This window comes from Burkholderia pyrrocinia (assembly GCF_001028665.1).
Classification (GTDB): Bacteria; Pseudomonadota; Gammaproteobacteria; order Burkholderiales; family Burkholderiaceae; genus Burkholderia; species Burkholderia pyrrocinia.
Map to the genome: position 1 here is coordinate 1021897 of NZ_CP011503.1, position 18230 is coordinate 1040126.

The window sequence follows — 18230 nt, forward strand, 5'->3', positions numbered from 1 at the left end:
CGGCGGCTCGCGATTCGTCAGGACAATTCGCGCATCCTAGCCGAGCGGCGCGACGGGCGCCAGCGTGGGGGCCGCCGCGCCCGTCAGCCGCGCCGCACGAGCCAGACGCCGGCCAGCGCGGACAATGCCGTCACCGCGGCGCCGGGCGCGAACCGGAACATCCGCGCGTTCACGTCCACGCCCTGCTGCTGCATCACGTCGACGATCCCGGGCGCCAGCAGCAGCGACACCCAGCCCATCATCCCGAATGCGGTCGCCGCGGTCGCGGCGAGCAGCGCGATGCCCGCGCCCCGCGCACGCGGCCGGAACGCGCCGGCGAACGCGCCCGCGGCCAGAAGCGCGGCCGAGAACGCGAACAGCACGGCAACGAATACGAAGACGAACATCGCGCCCGTATGGCCGATCTTCATGAACGCGACCATCTGCGCGGCGACCACGCACATGCCCGCGATCGCGAACAGCACGATCGCCAGCGCGTTGCGCACGAAGCTCACGCGAGGGCCTGGCGGAAATACGCGGTCGCGGGGCGCCGGAACAGCAGGTAGACAAACAGCGCGAACAGCAGGAAGCCGGGAATCAGCACCGCGAACATCGACGTCGGCATGTTGACGAACGAGAACGCGAAACCGAACACGGACGTCGCGATATAGGCCTTGCGCGACCACTCGCGGCCCTTGAGGATCGCGATGCCGATCACGACGTTCGCGGCTTCGATGATCACGCTGATGCCGAGCGTCGCCCAGACGGGCAGCAGGTAGTGCGACAGCAGCGCCTGGGTGGTCGGCATGCCGATCGAGAACGGCGTATAGACGCACGTGATCGCGTTGGTGACGATGATGATCCACGCGAGGATGGTCAGCGAAATCGGTCTTTTCATTGTGTTGTCCTTTTATTCGCCGCCATGGTGGCCCCCGGAGCGGCGCGATCGCGGTCACGACGGCCGCGATCGCGCCATTGTCGGGGAAGCACGCGGGGAACGCAACGGCCGGCCCGGGCCGATGCGTCCCGATCGCCGGATCGCCGCATGCGGTGCGCGCGCGGCGCTAGCCGGCGTTCGCTTCGTCGTCGACCCAGTCGATATCGCCGCACAGTACGCGCTGCGCATCGCCGACGCGCACGGCCACCGACAGCGTCACGCACGGCTGCGCCTCGTTGATCGACAGGTACGGCCGCGTGACCTGCACGCGCCCCGGCTCGGCGATCGCCGAGCGGAAATACGGCCGGCGCAGCCAGTTCGCGCCCTGCGCATCCGCCAGCGGCGAGAACCGTGCTTCGCTCAGCGCGCGATCGGCGCGCAGCACGACGTTGCGGCCCGACTGCCGGCCGTGCGCGTCGAGCAGGAAGCAGCGCGCGGCGGCGTCGAGTGCAAGGAAGTTCCAGCACACCTCGTCGAGCGGCTCGCCGGACGCGAGGCGCTCTGCCGCACGCTCGAACGCGCGCAGGTACGGCGCGATTCGCTGCGCGTCGCGCCGCTCGCGCGCTTCCGTCTGCTGACGAAAGCGTTCGGTCAGCTCGCCGATGCAGACCGTCGCGGTCGCGCTGTCGGGCAGCCCCGGCGCCGGGCGGCCGAAATAGTAGCCCTGCACGAAATCGGCCTCGCACGACAGCGCGATCTGCGCCTCGTGCTCGGTCTCGATCCCTTCGACGAGCACGAGCTTGCCGGCCTCGTGCAGCAGCGTCACCAGCCCGTGCAGGATCGCGGTGAGCCCGGTGCGGTGCGCCGCGTGCGACAGCATGATCCGGTCGAGCTTCACGATGTCCGGGTTCAGTTGCCAGATCCGCTCGAGGTTCGAATGGCCGGCACCGAAATCGTCGAGCGCGATCAGGAAGCCATGGGTGCGGAATTCGCGCACGGCCTCGGCGAGCCGCTCGACGTCTTCCGCGCGCTGTTCGAGCACCTCGAGCACGACGCGGCGCGGCGGCATGCCGAGCCGCTTCAGGTTCGCGAGCAGCGCGGCCGCCTGGAACGGGTCGGTGAGCACGCCCGGATGGACGTTGAGAAACAGCCACTCGCGCTCGGCGCCGAGCAGCGCGAAGTTCTCGAGATGCAGCGCCTGCGCGAGCCGGTCGAGCTGCAGCAGTTCGCCCTGGCGCGCGGCTTCGCCGAACACGTCGAGCGGCGACACGGGGCGGTCGAGCGCATCGTGCGCGCGCAACAGCGCCTCGTAGCCGACCGCACGCTGGTGCGACAGGCTGAATATCGGCTGGAACACGGTCGTGAGCGTCAGGTCGCGATGCTGCGTTGCCAGACGTTCGAGGCCGGAGCTCATCTCCCGCTCGAAACGGTACGGCGACGCGGCGGCCGGACGCTCCTGTTGCACGATCGTCATGCCTTCCTCCTGTGAAGCACTCGAACGCGGCGACCGACGAAACGGACGACGCGTGCAATGTCTTGGTTGGACCCTCGGTTGTCCGGTCGGTGCCGGACGGCTGCCCAGCATCAAGCAAGCTCCGTGCAAGGAGCGAACAACCCATGCGCCGCGCGGGCGCGCCGGCCCGTTGCACCATCGTGGCACGCGCCCGATGCACCGTTTTCGTGCGCACGCACCGGCCGCTCGAGCGCAGCCGTCACGTCAGCACGCTACACTCCGTACGATCGTTTCATTCCCCGTATTCGCCGTATCGATGGAAATCGTCTTCACCGTCCTGATCCTGCTGCTCGCCGTTGCGCTGTCCGGCGCCATCACGCGCATCCTGCCGTTGCAACTGCCGCTGCCGCTGATGCAGATCGCGTTCGGCGCGATGCTCGCGTGGCCGAAGCTGAACCTGCACGTCACGTTCGATCCCGAAATCTTCATGCTGCTGTTCATTCCGCCGCTGCTGTTCGCGGACGGCTGGCGGATTCCGAAACGCGAGCTGTACCTGCAGCGCCGCGCGATCCTGATGCTCGCGTTCGGGCTCGTGTTCATGACGGTACTCGCAGTGGGCTACTTCGCGCATTGGCTGATTCCCGAGTTGCCGCTGCCGATCGCGTTCGCGCTCGCGGCCGTGCTGTCGCCGACCGACGCGGTCGCGCTGTCGGGCATCGCCGGCAAGGGCCGGATCCCGCCGCAGCTGATGCACATCCTCGAAGGCGAGGCGCTGATGAACGACGCGTCGGGCCTCGTCGCGCTGAAGTTCGCGATCGCGGCCGCGCTGACCGGCGTGTTCTCGCTGCGCGCCGCGTCGGTCACGTTCGTGATCGTCGCCGCTGGCGGGCTCGCGACGGGCGCGATCGTGTCGTGGGTGTTCAGCGCGCTGTCGACCCGCTTCCTGAACGCCGAGCAGGAAGGCGATCCGGCCCCCGGCATCGTGATGACGCTGCTCGTGCCGTTCGCGGCCTACCTGTTCGCCGAGCACCTCGACCTGTCGGGCGTGCTCGCGGCCGTGTCGGCCGGGATGATGATGAATTACACGAGCTTCTCGCGCAAAAGCACCGTCGCGTCGCGCGTGCGCGCCGAAAGCACGTGGGCGATGATCGAGTTCGTGTTCAACGGCATGGTGTTCATCATGCTCGGGCTGCAGTTGCCGCACATCATCGGCCGCGCGCTCGTCGACGCGCACCATACGAGCGACGCGCTGGTCGGCCGGATGATCTTCAACGTGTGCGCGATGATGCTCGCGCTGTATGCGATCCGCTTCCTGTGGGTCTGGCTGCTGCGCTGGATTGCGAGCCGCCGCGCGGCGCGCCAGGGCCTCACGGGCACGATGGCCGGCGTGCGCACGATCGCGGTGATGACGGTCGGCGGCGTGCGCGGCGCGGTCACGCTCGCCGGCGTGCTGTCGATCCCGGTCGCGCTCGCCGACGGCGCGCCGCTGCCGGGGCGCGACACTGCGATCTTCGTCGCGTCGGCCGTGATCCTCGGCTCGCTCGTCGTCGCAGTGATCGGCCTGCCGCTGCTGCTGCGCGGCGTGCGCTCGTCGCGCAACCCGCTCGCCGACGAGGAACGCACCGCGCGCGCGGCCGCCGCGCAGGCCGCGATCCGCGCGATCGACTCGTCGCACGACGCGATCTCGGCCGATCTCGACGAATCGGGCGCCGCGCGCTGCGCGGACATCTCGGCGCGCGTGATGGACCAGTACCGCCGCCGGCTCGCCGCGCTTGCCGAGGACGGCCCCACGCCGCGCGCGGAAGCGAAGCAGAGCGAAACGATGGAACTGCAGATGCGGATCGCCGCGATCCGCGCGGAGCGCTCGGCGCTGTACCGGCTGCGCAGCGACAGCAAGATTTCCGACGAGACGCTGACGAAGCTGATCCGCGAGATCGACCTGTCGGAAACCGCGCTGTCGACACGCAAGAAAGGCATTCTCTGACGGGGCGAGCGGCGCGGCCAAACCGCTCGTTCGACGCACCTTCGAAAGCCGGGCTCCGCATTGCGCGGAGCCCGGCTTTTTTGTGCGATCGACGAATGCCTCATGCCGGTTTCCGAAGTGGCGCGCCACACCATTTCCTGCGGCCGACATGGCCGGCGACACCAGCAAGCGATTCCTCGATTTCGTAAGCCGGTTTAAAGAAACTTACACAAAGCACGGCTACCATCGCTGCTTCCCCAGACGTCGGCGGGGTCACGGTCGACATCGGTGATTCGCTCGAGGCACAGCTCGCCGGACCATCCACGACTTACATCGCACTCCCGATCATCTCGGTACATCGTATTCCAACGGAATACGTCATTTCATCAGAAGCCCATCCACCCGAGAGCCGGTGAACGCATGATCAAACCCGTATCGCTTCAAGGTCGCAGACGATTTCTGACGCAAGGCACCGCCGTGCTCGGCAGCGGCCTGCTGTCCGCCTGTGGCGGCGATTCCATCGATTCCTCCGCACGCTTCGCCGATGATTTCGTGTGGGGCGTCGCCACCGCCGCGCCGCAAATCGAAAGCCGGGACGGCCGCGGACAGAGCAACTGGGATCTGTTCGCCGACCAGCCCGGCAAGATCGCCGACGGCTCCACGAACGCGCGCTGCATCGAATTCGACACGCGCTACCCCGGCGATCTGGCGCTGCTCGGCCAGGCCGGCATCCAGGCATTCCGCTTCTCGGTCGCGTGGCCGCGCGTGCAGCCGGACAGCGCCGGCGCGGTAAGCGACGCGGGTCTGTCGACGTACGACCGGATGGTCGACACGATGCTCGAAAACCGGCTCACGCCTTACCTGACGCTATTTCACTGGGACATCCCGGTCTGGGCCGGCGATTTCCGGAATCGCGACATCGCGTACCGTCTGGCCGATTACGCGCAGATCGTCGCGCGTCGACTCGGCGACCGGGTCAAGCACTGGATGATGCTCAACGAACCCAACGGCGTGGCGCTGGCCGGCTACGGCTTCGGCCTGATGCCGCCGGGCGTGCGATCGAACGGTGCGATGTACGCCGCCATCCATCACCAGAATCTCGCGCAAGGCTTGATGTTCGATGCGGTCCGGGCGAACGTGCAGGGGACGGCCCGGGTCGGCACCACCATCAGCGGGCGCCCCGTGCATCCTGCGACGAACGCCGCCGCGGACGTGGCAGCCGCCGCGCAATTCGACGCGCTCTGGCATCGCGCGTTTCTCGATCCGCTCTACGGCAAAGGTTATCCGGCCGAGTTGCAGCCGGCACTGGCGCCGCTCGTCCAGCCAGGCGACATGGCAACGATCGCGGCGAAACCGGATTTCCTCGGCGTGCAGTACTACAACTGCTTCTACGTGAAAGCGGCCGCAGGCACCGGCTTCGCCATCGCCGACAGCCCTGCGGGCGAAATCCAGACCGTCGGATATCCGGTCGAGCCGTACGGGATGTCGGAAATGCTGCTGCGCGTGCACAACGACTATGGCGCCCCGCAGATCATCGTCACCGAGACGGGCTTCGCGATCAAGGAGCCGGCGCCGAGCGGCGGCGTGGTCGACGACGGGCCGCGAATCGACTATCTCTCCAGCTACCTGAAGTCGGCGCACGACGCGTACCGGCAAGGCGTGCGGCTCGGCGGGGTGTTTTATTGGGCCGGGCTGGACAGTTGGGAATGGGGCAGCGGGTTCGGGAAGAAATTCGGGCTGATTCACGTCGACCCGAACACCCAGCAACGCGTGCCGAAGCGCAGCCTCGCCTACTACTCGCGCTGCATCGCCGGCAATTCGGTCGCGTAACCCGGACTCGGCCGGCAGCGCACGTGCCGGCCGAGCCTGCGGGAAATGCCTCGCGCGCTGCCCCGGCAAGCGCCGGACACGCGTCGCCGCGCGTTCGCGTTACTTCGCGACGACGACCGGAATCCCCTTCAGCATCCCCGCGCCCTTCATCTCGTCGAGCGCGTGCTGCACGGCTGCGCTCGTCGCCGCGTCGATGCCGAGCTGCAGCGCGAGCTCGCGCTCCGCGCGCTTCACGCCGGCCAGGTTGCGCACCTTCACGTGACCGAAGCCGCGCACGCGGGCGTGCAGGTCGGCCAGTTGCGTGACCTGCGCCGCATTGCCGGCCGTCGTCGCGGCGAGCGCACGGGCGAGCGTCGTCTCGTAGTCGTCAGCCAGCGCGCGCTCCATCCTGCGCTCGACGGTGCGGCCGAACGGATCGAGCCACGTGCCGCGCAGGCTGCGCACGCGCGCCAGCATGCCGAACACCGGCCACATCCATTGACCGAACACGCGCTTCTTCGGCACGCTGCCGTCGCGGCCGGCCTTCGCGACCGTCGGCGGCGCGAGGTTGAACTTCACGCGATACGCGTGACCCGGCACGCCTTCGAACTGCGCTTCGAGCGCCGTGCGGAATGCGTCGTCCGTGAAAAGCCGCGCGACCTCGTATTCGTCCTTCACCGCGAGCAGCCGGTAGAACGTCGTCGCGACCGCGCGCGTCAGCGCGTCGTCGCCCTTCGCGGCCGCCGCGTTCACCAGCGCACGGTAGCGCTCGACGTAGCGCGCGCCGCCATACGCGTCGAGACGCGCTTCGCGGTCGGCGATCAGTTCGGCAAGCGTTTCCGGCGCGGCGTGCGTGGCCACCGCGTGACGCGCGTTCCACAACGCATCGAGACCCGCCGCATCGCCGGCCGCCATCCGCCCGATCGAGAACGCGAGCTTGTTCATCGGCACCGCGACGTTGTTCAGCTCGATCGCGCGCATCATCGCGGCGAGCGACACCGGCACGAGGCCGAGCTGCCACGCGTAACCGAGCATCAGGATGTTCGCGCCGATCGAATCACCGAGGAACTTCGCGGCGAGCGCCTGCGCGTCGCAGCTCGACAGGTAGCCGTCGCCGGCCGCGTGACGCATCTTTTCGAGCAGCGCGTCAGCATGCAGGTTCGCGTCGGGGTTCTGCACGAACGACGCGTTCGGGATCCGGTGCGTGTTGACGACGATCCGCGAACGTTCGTGACGCACCGTCTGCAGCGCTTCGGCGCTCGCGCCGACGACCATGTCGCACGCGAGCAGCACGTCGGCCTGCTGCGTGTCGATCCGCACCTGGTTCAGCCATCGGTCGTTCGCGGCGATCCGCACGAACGACAGCACCGAGCCGCCCTTCTGCGCGAAGCCCATGAAGTCGAGCACCGACGCGCTCTTGCCTTCGAGGTGCGCGGCCATGCTGATCAGTGCGCCGACCGTCACGACGCCCGTGCCGCCGACGCCCGTCACGAGCATGTCGAACGGCGCCGCGTCGAGATGCGTCGCCGGCACCGGCAGCGCGTCGACGCGCACGGCGAGCGCCGCTTCGTCGAACGCGGCGCCTGCGGCCTTTTTCAGCGCCGCGCCTTCGACCGTCACGAAGCTCGGGCAGAAGCCGTTCACGCACGAATAGTCCTTGTTGCACGACGACTGGTCGATGCGGCGCTTGCGGCCGAGCGGCGTCTCGAGCGGCTCGACCGACAGGCAGTTCGACTGCACGCCGCAGTCGCCGCAGCCTTCGCACACCGCATCGTTGATGAACAGGCGCTTGTCCGGGTCGGGGAATTCGCCCTTCTTGCGGCGGCGGCGCTTCTCGGCCGCGCAGGTCTGGTCGTAGATCAGCACGGTGACGCCCGGCGTCTCGCGCAACTCGCGCTGCACCGCGTCGAGCTCGCTGCGGTGATGGAACGTCGTGCCCTTCGGGAACAGCCCGTGATGGCCGTCGTACTTCTCCGGTTCGTCGGACACGACGACGAAGCGCGACACGCCTTCCGCCTCCACCTGCCGCGCGATCTGCGGCACCGAGATGCTGCCGTCGACCGGCTGGCCGCCCGTCATCGCGACCGCATCGTTGTAGAGGATCTTGTACGTGATGTTCGTTTTCGCGGCGACCGCCTGGCGGATCGCGAGGATGCCCGAGTGGAAGTAGGTGCCGTCGCCGAGGTTCTGGAACACGTGCTTCGTGTTCGTGAACATCGCGTGCGCGGCCCAGTCGACGCCCTCGCCGCCCATCTGGATCAGCCCCGTCGTGTCGCGCTCCATCCACGACGCCATGAAGTGGCAGCCGATGCCGGCCTGCGCGATCGAGCCTTCCGGCACCTTCGTCGACGTGTTGTGCGGGCAGCCCGAGCAGAAGTACGGCGTGCGCTTCACCGCGTCGGCCTCGTTCGACAGGATCTGCGGCGCGACGAGATCGACGACGCGTTCGCGGCGGTCGAGCGCCGGCTTGTGCCGCGCGAGCCATTCGGCGAACACCGGCAGGATGCGCGACGGGCGCAGCTCGCCGAGCTCGGACAGCAGGCAGGCGCCGGCAGCGTCGTGCTTGCCGAGCACGCGCGGGCGCGCGCCTTCCGCGCGGTTGTACAGGTAGTCCTTGATCTGCTGCTCGATGACCGGGCCTTTCTCCTCGATCACGAGCACTTCGGCGAGCCCGTCGACGAAGGTCTCGATGCGCGTCATCTCGAGCGGATACGACAGGCCGACCTTGTAGATCCGCACGCCGGCCGCGTCGAGGTCGGCCACCGTCAGGTCGAGACGGCGCAGCGCTTCCATCAGGTCGAGGTGCGCCTTGCCGCACGTGACGATGCCGACGTTCGCCTGCGCGCTCGGCGCGATCCACTTGTCGATGCTGTTGGTGCGTGCGAAATGGCGCACCGCGTCGAGCTTCGCGGCGAGGCGCGCCTCGATCGTGAGGCTCGGCAGGTCGGGCCAGCGGTTGTGCAGCCCGCCCGCCGGCGGCGTGAAGCCGGCCGGCGCCGGCCACTGCGTCTGCAGCGCGTCGAGGTCGACGGTCGAACCCGACTCGACCGTTTCCGAGATCGCCTTGAAGCCGACCCACGCGCCCGAATAGCGCGACAGCGCCCAGCCGTACAGGCCGAATTCGAGCATGTCGGCGATGTTCGCCGGGTTCACGACCGGCATGTGCCACGCGATCATCGCGAAGTCGCTCTGGTGCGGCATCGACGACGACACGCAGCCATGGTCGTCGCCCGCGACGACGAGCACGCCGCCGTGCGGCGACGAACCGTATGCGTTGCCGTGCTTCAGCGCGTCGCCGGCGCGGTCGACGCCCGGGCCCTTGCCGTACCACATCGCATACACGCCCTCGACCGTGCGCTCGGGATCGGCCTCGACGCGCTGCGTGCCGAGCACGGCCGTGCCGCCGAGCTCCTCGTTGATCGCGGGCAGGAAGCGCACGCCGCTGCCGTCGAGCAGTTTCTTCGCCTTCCACAGCTGCTGGTCGACCATGCCGAGCGGCGAGCCGCGGTAGCCGCTGACGAAACCGGCGGTGTTGAGCCCCAGTTCAGTGTCGACCGTGCGCTGCATCAGCATCAGGCGGACCAGCGCTTGCGTGCCGGTCAGGAAGATCCGGCCGCGCGTCGCGGTCAGGTTGTCGGTCAGGCGGTAGTCGGACAGGGCAGGCGTGCCGTCGATGGGCAAGCGGGCGGTCATGGGGGATGTCTCCTGATTGTGCTGTTCTGGGCTGCGCGGCGGGGCGTCGGGCGACGTGTGGGCACCGGCAGCGAATGGCTCTATTTTTTCGCGCGCAGGCGAGAATGTTTTTTCTCATCTTGCTCGGACGGGCCCGCAGCGAGAAAAACTGCGCAGCTTTTTACCGGGATTTGAGAGAGTTTTCGCGCGCGGTGGTGGAGCGGGTTGGGCGGGGTGTCTGGACGGTCGGGTGGTTTGCCGGAACAACCGGTGCGGGTCCGCGAGCAACCGGCCGATCCGGCGGCAGGCGCTCGCGCCCCGTGTGACAAGGGTTTCGGCGGCTGGAGGCGGTCACGCTCACCATTGGAATGCACAGCGTTTCGAGTGGCGTCGGGGCCGGGATGTCCACATCCGTAATCGGTATCCGGTTTCATCGGGCACCGACGCTCACCGTTGAAATTCACAGCGTGGCGAGTAGGTTTCGGCGGTGGATATCCACATCGGGATCGGCTGATTTCGTCGATCCGCGATTCACCCTCACCGATCGAATACACAGGATCGCGAGTGGGTTCGCCGGCCGGATATTCACACCCGAACACGCACGCTACGCAATCGCAGGTCCGCACTCACCGTTGAAATGCACAGGACTTCGAGTGGCTGCAGCGGTAGTTGTCCACCGCCCGAACCGGCTCTGCCGTCCGGTCTCGAGCGCACCCTCACCGTTGAAAACTGCAGCGCTTCGAGTGGCCGCAGCGGCAGTTGTCCACGCTCGGGCCGGCTCCGCCGTCCGGCCACGCACGCACCCTCACCGTCGAAAACCACAGCGCTTCGAGTCGCTTGGCGAGACGGATATCCACATGAGTGCGAATCCGTTGATCGGCCATGAAAGTGCGTTTCCGAGGACCGCGACGGCCGGGAGTCCACGCCGGGATCGGCGCGCCGTCCGATCGGGTGTCGACTCTCACCTTCGAAATACACAGTGCCGCGAGTCGTCTCGTCAGCCGGATATCCACACCGGAAACCGCGTTGCCTTCGATCGCGTGCTCTCACACGAGCCTGAAATGTACAGCGCTTCAGACGACGTTGTCGGCCGAACGGCCGCGTCTTGACCGGCTGCCCGCCGAGAGCGCACACACGCTCACCATCGAATTACGCAGCGCGTCGAGTCGCTCGAGAAGGTTGGAACGCGCAATGAAATCAGCTCGTTGCGGACCACACAGCCCCGCTCACCGTTAGAATGCACGGCCCTTCGATTGGCTTCCGGGGCCGGAATCCACATCGCCACGCACTCGCGGTTCGGTCACGCATGCGTGCGTTCGGCTAGAATGCGCGGCGCTCCGAATCGCACCAAAGGTCGGGAAGCCGCGCCGGCGCAGGCGCGTCGCGCGATCGGACGCCGGCACTCACCGCTGAATTTCACAGCATTTCGCGTCGTTCCGCGGATCGGTTATCCACAACCCTCTTCATGCATTGCGCGGCATCCGGTCATCCTCACCGGTGAATTGCACAGGGCGCCGAGTCGTTTCGATGCGTGGATATCCACAACGGATCGTGCGAAGAAACGTTCGTCGGCACATCGGCGGAAGCGATCTGCGCATCAACGCGCAGCATTCGGGCGATAACCGGAAAGCCTTGTCCGGACAGCCTCGGCGGCACCCTCACCATTCAAATGCACAGCGTTTCGAGTCGCCTTCGCGGTGGGTTGTCCACATCCGCCCCAATGCGCTGACTCAAGCCGACACGCGCTTCCGGGCAACCTCACTCGGCAATCGAACGGATGACCGTTGCCGGATTGCCGCCGACCAGCGTATTCGGCGGAACGTCTTTGGTGACGACGGCCCCGGCCGCGACGACCGAATTCTCGCCGACCGTCACGCCGCCGATGATCGTCGCGCCGGCGCCGATCCACACGTTCCGTTCGATCGTGATCGACTTCGCGACAACGAAATCGCGCCGCCGGGAAGGTTCCACCGGATGGCCGGACGTGATGAGGCTGACGTTCGGCCCGATCATCACGTCGTCGCCGATCTCGAGCCCGCCCAGGTCGTAGAACGTACAGTTCTGGTTGACGAACACGTTGCGCCCGATCTTCATGCCGGCACCGCCCGTCGCATGGAACGGCGGAATCAGCACGAAGCCGTCGTCCACCTGCGTGCCGATCAGTTCGCTGAACAATACGCGAACGTCTGCCTCGTCGTCGAACGTCAGGCGATTGAGCCGCGCGGTGATCGCCATCGCTCGCTTGACCTCGGCCACCATGGCCGCCGATTCCGGCGTTCTTCGCGGAATGATCGTGGTGCGATCGTCGTTTGCCATTCGTTGCTTGTCTCCGTGCACGGTCGAACCGGCGGTGCATCGCAGTCATGCTGATCTGCACCGAGATTCTTGATTCAAATTTATGACTAGTTTTTATATAACTAGTCATTCATTAAACCCCTGTCGAACCTGCGTTGCTCGGGTACGCTTGAGCATCCACCGGCCCCTACCTGCACCAAACGCGGAGGCGCGATGAAGCTCTACTACTGGCCGAAGACCCGGGCATTCCGGGCGTTGTGGATGCTCGAGGAGATCGGCGTGGTGTACGAACTCGTGCCGATCGACCTGCGCTCGCACGAACAGGGCAGCGATGCACTCGTGCAGGTCAACCCGATGGCCAAGCTGCCCGCGCTCGACGACGGCAGCGCGCCGTTCGCCGAATCGGGCGCCGTGCTGCTCTATCTCGCCGACTGTTGCCCGGGCGCCGGGCTCGGCATCGCGCCCGACGATCCGCTGCGCGGTCGTTTCCTCCAATGGATGTTCTTCACGCCGACCTGCCTCGAACCGGCGATGGCCGAAAAATTCACGGGCGCGTCGGGCAATCCGGTCGCGTTCGGCTGGGGCAACATCACGCGCGTGCAGCGCGCGCTCGCGCAGGCGCTCGCCCATAGCCCCTGGCTCGTCGGCGACCGCTTCACCGCGGCCGACCTGCTGCTCGCCAGCACGCTGAAGATCGCGTTCGACGCGCACCTGCTGCCGCACGAAGGCGTGCTCGGCGACTACGTCGCGCGAGCCGAGGACCGCGACGCGTTCCGCCGCGCGGTCGCGATCGAACAACGCGAAGCGGCGCGCCTGCTGCACGCGTGACGCATGGGGGGCGGCGCCCGCCGCCCCTCGAACGCACCTATGCAGCCGGCCCCTGCGCCGCGGCGCCCGCTTCGACCACCACGCCCGGCGAACCGCGCTCGTCGGTGTCGGTGTCGACCGGCACGACCTCGTGAAAATGCGTGTAGTCGATGTGCGTGATGCCGTCTTCGTCGTGCATCAGGTCGACATAGCGGTGACGCCAGCGAATCTCCCCATGCGCCCATGAGTGACGCGCCTGCATGACCTGCGCGGTCGTTTCGTCCGAGCCCTCGATCGTGATCAGCAGCGACGCGTCGCGCGCGGCGAGCGATTCGGGCGTCTCGCCAAACAGCGCGCTCGACTCGTCGATCACATGCATCAGGTTCCAGCCGAGCAGGAAGATCGGATGCTCGTTGCGCACGAGCGGCAGGTCGTGGATCTTGCGCAGCGAGTAGCCCTCGTGCGTGCCTTCGACGCGCATCAGCCGCAATTTCGCCTGCGCCTCGGCAATCACGTTCTGACGCGCATTCGCGGCGCGCACCATCAGCGTCATCCGGCCGTTCAGCGGCCGCACGATCGCGTAGCGCGCGAACAGGATCTTCGCCTGCGGCCGGGAAAACCGCGCGAACACGAGCCCCGTGGCCAGCGCGATGCCCGACATCCCGACGAAGATCTCGAATGTCGCGACCAGGTGCGCATAAATGGTCTGCGGATGCATGTCGCCGTACCCGACGGTCGCGAGTGTCTCGACGCTGAAGAAGAACGCGCCGCCGAACCCGGCCGGCGACTGGTTCGCGATCGACGCGTGGCCAAGCATGTAGAGCGTCGCGAAGCCGCCGTTGAGCAGCAGGAACACCACCGCGAGCGACAGGAAGAACACGGGCCAGCTCACCGTCAGCGCGCGGTGATAGAAATCGCGCCAGCCGAGCGGCGGCATCCCGTACGCGATCACCGGGCGGGTGCCCGACCAGATCTTGCGGCCACGGCCGCGGGAGGCGGGGGAGGACGAATCGACGTTCATCGCGCGGTGCCAGTTGCAGGGAGGCGACGAGCGTAGCACGCGCGGCGGCGGCCGGGAATGCGTGTCGATTCGGAATGGAAATTCGCCGCGCCGCCGGACGCATGCGGCCACGAAGCGACGAAAAAGACCGGCCGCATGAAAGCGGCCGGCTGCATCGTCATCATGCGGACAAGCGCGCGGTGCGCGCCGCGATCACTTCCGGTCGACGATCACCTGGTCGAACGTGCCGCCGTCGGCGAAATGGGTCTTCTGCGCGTTCGCCCAGCTACCGAAAACCTGCTCGACGCTGAACGTCTTCAGCGACTTGAATTCGGCTGCATGCTTCTTCAGCACGTTCGCGTCGCGCGGGCGCAGATGGTGCTGCGCGATGATCTCCTGCGCTTCCGGCGTGTACAGGTAGTCGAGATACGCCTGCGCGACCTTGCGCGTGCCCTTCTTGTCGACGACCTTGTCGACGACGGCGACGGGCGGCTCCGCGAGGATGCTCGCCGACGGATACACGGCGTCGAACTGCGCGCCCGACGCGCCCGTGTCCATCAGCGCGACTTCGTTCTCGAACGTGACCAGCACGTCGCCGATGCCGCGCTGCGTGAACGTCGTCGTCGCGCCTCGACCGCCCGAGTCGAGCACCGGCACGTTGCGGAAGATCGCCTTCTCGAAGTCGAGCGCCTGCTGGTCGGTCGCGCCCTTCTGCTTCTGGAAGCCCCACGCGGCGAGGTACGCGTAGCGGCCGTTACCCGACGTCTTCGGGTTCGCGATGATCACCTGGACGCCCGGCTTCGCGAGATCGCTCCAGTCCTTGATCGCCTTCGGGTTGCCCTTGCGCACGAGGAACACCATCGTCGTCGAGTACGGCGAGCTGTTGTCCGGGAAACGCGCGCGCCAGTCCTTCGGCAGCAGTTGGCCGCGCTCGGCGAGCAGGTCGATGTCGTTCGGCTGGTTCATCGTCACGACGTCGGCCTGCAGCCCCTGCAGCACCGACAGCGCCTGCGCGCTCGACGCGCCGTGCGACTGCTTGAGCGCGACCGTCTCGCCGGTCTTCTGCTTGTAGGCGGCGGCAAAGCTCGCGTTGATGTCCTTGTACAGCTCGCGCGTCACGTCGTACGACACGTTCAGGATCGACGTGTCCGCGTGCGCAGCCGTCGCCGCCACGACCAGCGCCGCCGCCGCGCCCGTGTGCAGCCAGCGGCCGATCCCCTTGATGCTTGCCATCGTGATATGCCCCGTTTCCAGTGGTGGTGAATGTGCGTGACGGCACGCGTACGCGCTGTCATCGAAACGTAAGCGGGCATTCTAGCGGCCGGGCGCGGCGCGCTTTCCAATCAGTCGTGGAAAGCAAATCTCGAATCCTGCTAAACGGAGGCGGGTGCTCGCGCACGCGTCCGATCCGGTGTTAAGATCGCCGCTCAGCCCACTTCACGGTTCATCCATGTCCGCTGCCCTGCGCTCGCCCTCGATCCTTGCCGCCGTCGCGGCAGGTGCGCGCGCGGCCGGGCTGAAACTGAAAAAACGACTCCTCGACTGACGGGGACGTCGCGTCCCGTCAGGCGAATGCCGGACGGGATGCCCGCAGGTCGTTTCTTTCTCCTTGCCCGCATGCCTCGTTCCGGCACTCCGCCGGCGGAACGGTTCCTTCCCACTCCGTTTCCACCATGAGGCTTTGCATGCACACACGTTTCGAAGGTATCTGGCTGCCGATCATCACGCCGTTCCACCACGGCGAAGTCGACCATGCGGCACTCGCGCGGCTCGCGCGCCACTACGCGGCCGCGGGCATCGCGGGCTTCGTCGCGGGCGCGACGACCGGTGAAGGCGTGCTGCTCGACGCGCGCGAACAGGACGCCGTGTTCGCGACGCTGCGCGACGCGGCGCCTGGCCTGCCGATCGTCGTCGGGCTGACCGCGAGCGCGACGCATTTCGCGGCGGCACGCGCGCGCGAACTCGCCGCGCTGCGGCCCGACGGGCTGCTCGTCACGCCGCCCGTTTATGTGCGGCCGACGCAGGACGGCATCCGCCGCCATGTCGAGGCGATCGTCGATGCGGCCGACCTGTCGGTACTCGTCTACAACATCCCGTACCGCACCGGCGTGACCGTCGAACTGGAAACGCTGCAGGCACTCGCTCGCGACCCGCGCGTCGCGGGCATCAAGGAATGCGGCGGCACGCTCGACCGGATGAGCCGGCTCGTGCACGACACGCCGCTCGCGATCCTGTCCGGCGACGACAACCAGAACTTCGCGGCACTGTGCGCCGGCGCGCACGGCGCGATCGCGAGCAGCGCGCACGTGCTGCCCGAATGGCATGTGCGCATCCATGCGCTGCTGCGCGACGGACGGCTCGCCGATGCGCGGCGCCTGTCGGTCGCGCTGCAGCCGCTCGTCGCGGCGCTGTTCGCGGAGCCGAACCCGGCGCCGGTGAAGGCCGTGCTGGCCGCGCAAGGTTGGTGCGAGGACGGGTTGCGGCTGCCGTTCGTGCCGGCAAGCGAGGGGTTGCGGGAGCGGCTGGCCAAGCTCTGCGCGGAACTGGAAGTGTCCACGCAAGCTGTCGCGACAGCGTAGGATTTCGCTCCGAAAACTGTTTCAGACCGTCAGAATCCGCGACGCGCCATACTGCGAAAGATGGCCGTCCGCGGTGACAAGCAGCAGCGGTTCACTCCACGCCTGCGCGACGAGCAGCCGGTCGAACGGGTCGAGATGATAGTGGGGCAGATGGCGCACGGCTGCGCCGTGCGCTGCCCGAACCGGCAGTTCGCGGTACTGGTTCGTGTTGATCCTGTCGACCAACCGATCCACATCGACGTCGAGCTTTCCCTTCCCTGCCTTGATCGCCACTTCCCAGATGCTCGCGCTGCTGACGAACACTTCATCGGCAGCGGTAATCAGATTGCGCGCGCGAACGCTCAGCTTCGGATCATTCGCCACCGCCCAGAGAAAGATGTGCGTATCGAACAGCAGCCGCATTACTTACCCATGAATGCGGCCAGCTCTTCGGCGGAAAGCGGTGCGTCGAAGTCATCGGCGATCCATATCTGCCCCTCGAGGGCACCGAATGAATGAATTGGCCTGAGCGGCACGAGCCGGACCGACTGCTTGCCGTCCTGCATGATCACGACGCGTTCGCCAGCGATCGCGGCATCGACCAGCCGTTGCAGATCGAGCGAGGCTTCCTGGAGGTTTGCGACTTGCATGATTAGCTCCATCCATTGAGTGATCACCATTGTCGCGACATTCGCCCCGTTGCTCCAATAGGCCGAACGTCCAGCTGAACGCATTCCAGTCGGCCGGTATCAGGCCGCCAGCGCCGCCACCGCCCCCTCCGCCGCGTCCCGCACCGCCTGCGTCACGATCCGCGCGAGCCGGTCGACCGTCGGCGTCGCCGACGACGTGCGCCGCAGCAGGATCAGCGGCAGGCTCGGCAGTTCGGGCAGCCCGAACGAAGCCGCATCGAGCACGCGCACCGACGCGGGCAGCCCGTAGTGCGAGCGCACCGTCAGCCCGAGTCCGGCCGCCGCCGCGGCCCATAGTCCGGCAAGACTCGGCGTCGTGAATGCGACGCGCCACGGCACGCCCGCGCGGTCGAGCGCATCGGTCGCCGCGCCGAAGAACCGGCACGGCCGGTCGAACACGACGAGCGGCAGCGGCTCGCCAGGCGCACACGCCGCGCGGCCGACCGCTTCTCCCGCGCCGCTTCCTCCGCCCTCCTCCCCACCGCCGTCCGGCATCCCGAACCCGCCCGCGCCCGCCGCGCCGATCCATTGCATCGGCACCTGCGCGATCGCTTCGCTGTCGATCCCCGCCCGCGAAACGAGCGCCGCCGACGCCGGATCGCCCCATACGAGCGCGAGATCGAGCTGGTTCGCATCGAGCCGGTCGAGCAGCTCGGCATTGCGCGCCACGCGCGCCTCGATCCTCACCTTCGGATGCGCGCGCGCAAACCGCCCGAGCACGTCGGGCAGGATCGCCTCGCCGAAATCCTCCTGCAGCCCGACGCGCACCCAGCCGTCGAGATTCACGCCGCGCACGGCCGCGGCCGCCTCGTCGTTCAGCTCGATCATCCGTCGCGCATAGCGCAGCATCGCGTCGCCGGCATCGGTCAGCGCGAGCCCGCGCCCGGCTTTCACGAACAGCGGCGTGCCGGCCTGCTCCTCGAGCTTGCGGATCTGTGCGCTCACCGCCGACGACGAGCGCGCAACGCGGTCGGCTGCCTTCGCGAAACTGCCGAGATCCACGCCCGCGACGAGGCTGCGCAGCGCCGCCACGTCGAAGTTGGGCCGGGCCTGCGCGACATCGACCATTGCGAGCGGCTCGCCGCCACCACGGGGAATATCTTGTCCGGGCACGTCAATCATCCTGTT

The 18230-nt window shown here is 67.6% G+C and carries 14 protein-coding genes; 4 read left to right on the top strand and 10 right to left on the bottom strand.

All coding sequences use genetic code 11. The features are described from left to right. Nucleotides 1-83 precede the first annotated feature (83 nt). The 3 genes from ABD05_RS04735 to ABD05_RS04745 form a co-directional block, all read right to left on the bottom strand. On the bottom strand, nt 84-494 hold the full coding sequence (locus tag ABD05_RS04735) for a hypothetical protein (RefSeq protein ID WP_047899167.1): 411 nt from the start codon (nt 492-494) through the stop codon (nt 84-86). Continuing rightward, nucleotides 491-877: a hypothetical protein gene (locus tag ABD05_RS04740; RefSeq protein ID WP_047899168.1), complete on the bottom strand. Its 387-nt coding sequence runs from the start codon at nt 875-877 to the stop codon at nt 491-493. Before ABD05_RS04740 ends, ABD05_RS04735 begins: the two co-directional genes overlap by 4 nt. Nucleotides 878-1043: 166 nt before the next feature. Next, a complete protein-coding gene (locus ABD05_RS04745; protein WP_047899169.1) occupies nt 1044-2330 on the bottom strand; it encodes a sensor domain-containing phosphodiesterase in 1287 nt (428 codons plus the stop codon). Between the two features lie 295 nt (nt 2331-2625). On the opposite strand from ABD05_RS04745, the gene ABD05_RS04750 reads away from it, so the two are divergent. Further along, nucleotides 2626-4293, top strand: coding sequence for a Na+/H+ antiporter (locus tag ABD05_RS04750; protein WP_047899170.1), 1668 nt, complete (start codon nt 2626-2628; stop codon nt 4291-4293). A gap of 399 nt (nt 4294-4692) precedes the next feature. Then, the gene (locus ABD05_RS04755; RefSeq protein WP_047899171.1) at nt 4693-6102 is read left to right on the top strand and encodes a glycoside hydrolase family 1 protein; all 1410 of its coding nucleotides are present in this window, start codon (nt 4693-4695) and stop codon (nt 6100-6102) included. A gap of 99 nt (nt 6103-6201) precedes the next feature. Here the strand turns inward: ABD05_RS04755 and ABD05_RS04760 are convergent, their stop codons facing one another. Both ABD05_RS04760 and ABD05_RS04765 read right to left on the bottom strand, forming a co-directional pair. Then, nucleotides 6202-9774: an indolepyruvate ferredoxin oxidoreductase family protein gene (locus tag ABD05_RS04760; RefSeq protein ID WP_047899172.1), complete on the bottom strand. Its 3573-nt coding sequence runs from the start codon at nt 9772-9774 to the stop codon at nt 6202-6204. Nucleotides 9775-11511: 1737 nt separating this feature from the next. After that, nucleotides 11512-12069 (bottom strand): sugar O-acetyltransferase, encoded by a 558-nt coding sequence (locus ABD05_RS04765; protein WP_047899173.1) that lies wholly within the window; start codon nt 12067-12069, stop codon nt 11512-11514. A 192-nt stretch (nt 12070-12261) separates the two neighbouring features. Here ABD05_RS04765 and ABD05_RS04770 point away from each other — a divergent pair, with 192 nt between their 5' ends. Beyond that, nucleotides 12262-12876: a glutathione S-transferase family protein gene (locus tag ABD05_RS04770; protein ID WP_047899174.1), complete on the top strand. Its 615-nt coding sequence runs from the start codon at nt 12262-12264 to the stop codon at nt 12874-12876. Between the two features lie 37 nt (nt 12877-12913). Here ABD05_RS04770 and ABD05_RS04775 read toward each other — a convergent pair whose 3' ends face one another. Both ABD05_RS04775 and ABD05_RS04780 read right to left on the bottom strand, forming a co-directional pair. After that, entirely contained in the window at nt 12914-13876 is a 963-nt protein-coding gene (locus ABD05_RS04775) for an ion channel (RefSeq protein WP_047899175.1), read from the bottom strand. Between the two features lie 192 nt (nt 13877-14068). Then, nucleotides 14069-15088: a sulfate ABC transporter substrate-binding protein gene (locus ABD05_RS04780; RefSeq protein ID WP_047899176.1), complete on the bottom strand. Its 1020-nt coding sequence runs from the start codon at nt 15086-15088 to the stop codon at nt 14069-14071. A 452-nt stretch (nt 15089-15540) separates the two neighbouring features. On the opposite strand from ABD05_RS04780, the gene dapA reads away from it, so the two are divergent. Continuing rightward, nucleotides 15541-16434 (top strand): 4-hydroxy-tetrahydrodipicolinate synthase, encoded by an 894-nt coding sequence (gene dapA / locus ABD05_RS04785; protein ID WP_047899177.1) that lies wholly within the window; start codon nt 15541-15543, stop codon nt 16432-16434. Nucleotides 16435-16455: 21 nt separating this feature from the next. Here the strand turns inward: dapA and ABD05_RS04790 are convergent, their stop codons facing one another. The 3 genes from ABD05_RS04790 to ABD05_RS04800 form a co-directional block, all read right to left on the bottom strand. Next, a complete protein-coding gene (locus tag ABD05_RS04790) occupies nt 16456-16836 on the bottom strand; it encodes a type II toxin-antitoxin system VapC family toxin (protein WP_047899178.1) in 381 nt (126 codons plus the stop codon). Continuing rightward, nucleotides 16836-17063, bottom strand: a complete 228-nt coding sequence (locus ABD05_RS04795) for a type II toxin-antitoxin system Phd/YefM family antitoxin (RefSeq protein ID WP_047901081.1) — start codon at nt 17061-17063, stop codon at nt 16836-16838. Before ABD05_RS04795 ends, ABD05_RS04790 begins: the two co-directional genes overlap by 1 nt. A gap of 99 nt (nt 17064-17162) precedes the next feature. Next, nucleotides 17163-18215 carry a LysR substrate-binding domain-containing protein gene (locus ABD05_RS04800; protein WP_420796360.1) on the bottom strand — a complete coding sequence of 351 codons (1053 nt, stop codon included), beginning with the start codon at nt 18213-18215 and terminating at the stop codon, nt 17163-17165. Between the last annotated feature and the right edge of the window lie 15 nt (nt 18216-18230).

Coding starts and splice junctions, on each gene's coding strand:
- ABD05_RS04740 (WP_047899168.1), bottom strand. CDS start 877: ATGAAAAGACCGATTTCGCTGACCATCCTCGCGTGGATCATCATCGTC.
- ABD05_RS04745 (WP_047899169.1), bottom strand. CDS start 2,330: ATGACGATCGTGCAACAGGAGCGTCCGGCCGCCGCGTCGCCGTACCGT.
- ABD05_RS04750 (WP_047899170.1), top strand. CDS start 2,626: ATGGAAATCGTCTTCACCGTCCTGATCCTGCTGCTCGCCGTTGCGCTG.
- ABD05_RS04755 (WP_047899171.1), top strand. CDS start 4,693: ATGATCAAACCCGTATCGCTTCAAGGTCGCAGACGATTTCTGACGCAA.
- ABD05_RS04760 (WP_047899172.1), bottom strand. CDS start 9,774: ATGACCGCCCGCTTGCCCATCGACGGCACGCCTGCCCTGTCCGACTAC.
- ABD05_RS04765 (WP_047899173.1), bottom strand. CDS start 12,069: ATGGCAAACGACGATCGCACCACGATCATTCCGCGAAGAACGCCGGAA.
- ABD05_RS04770 (WP_047899174.1), top strand. CDS start 12,262: ATGAAGCTCTACTACTGGCCGAAGACCCGGGCATTCCGGGCGTTGTGG.
- ABD05_RS04775 (WP_047899175.1), bottom strand. CDS start 13,876: ATGAACGTCGATTCGTCCTCCCCCGCCTCCCGCGGCCGTGGCCGCAAG.
- ABD05_RS04780 (WP_047899176.1), bottom strand. CDS start 15,088: ATGGCAAGCATCAAGGGGATCGGCCGCTGGCTGCACACGGGCGCGGCG.
- dapA (WP_047899177.1), top strand. CDS start 15,541: ATGCACACACGTTTCGAAGGTATCTGGCTGCCGATCATCACGCCGTTC.
- ABD05_RS04790 (WP_047899178.1), bottom strand. CDS start 16,836: ATGCGGCTGCTGTTCGATACGCACATCTTTCTCTGGGCGGTGGCGAAT.
- ABD05_RS04795 (WP_047901081.1), bottom strand. CDS start 17,063: ATGCAAGTCGCAAACCTCCAGGAAGCCTCGCTCGATCTGCAACGGCTG.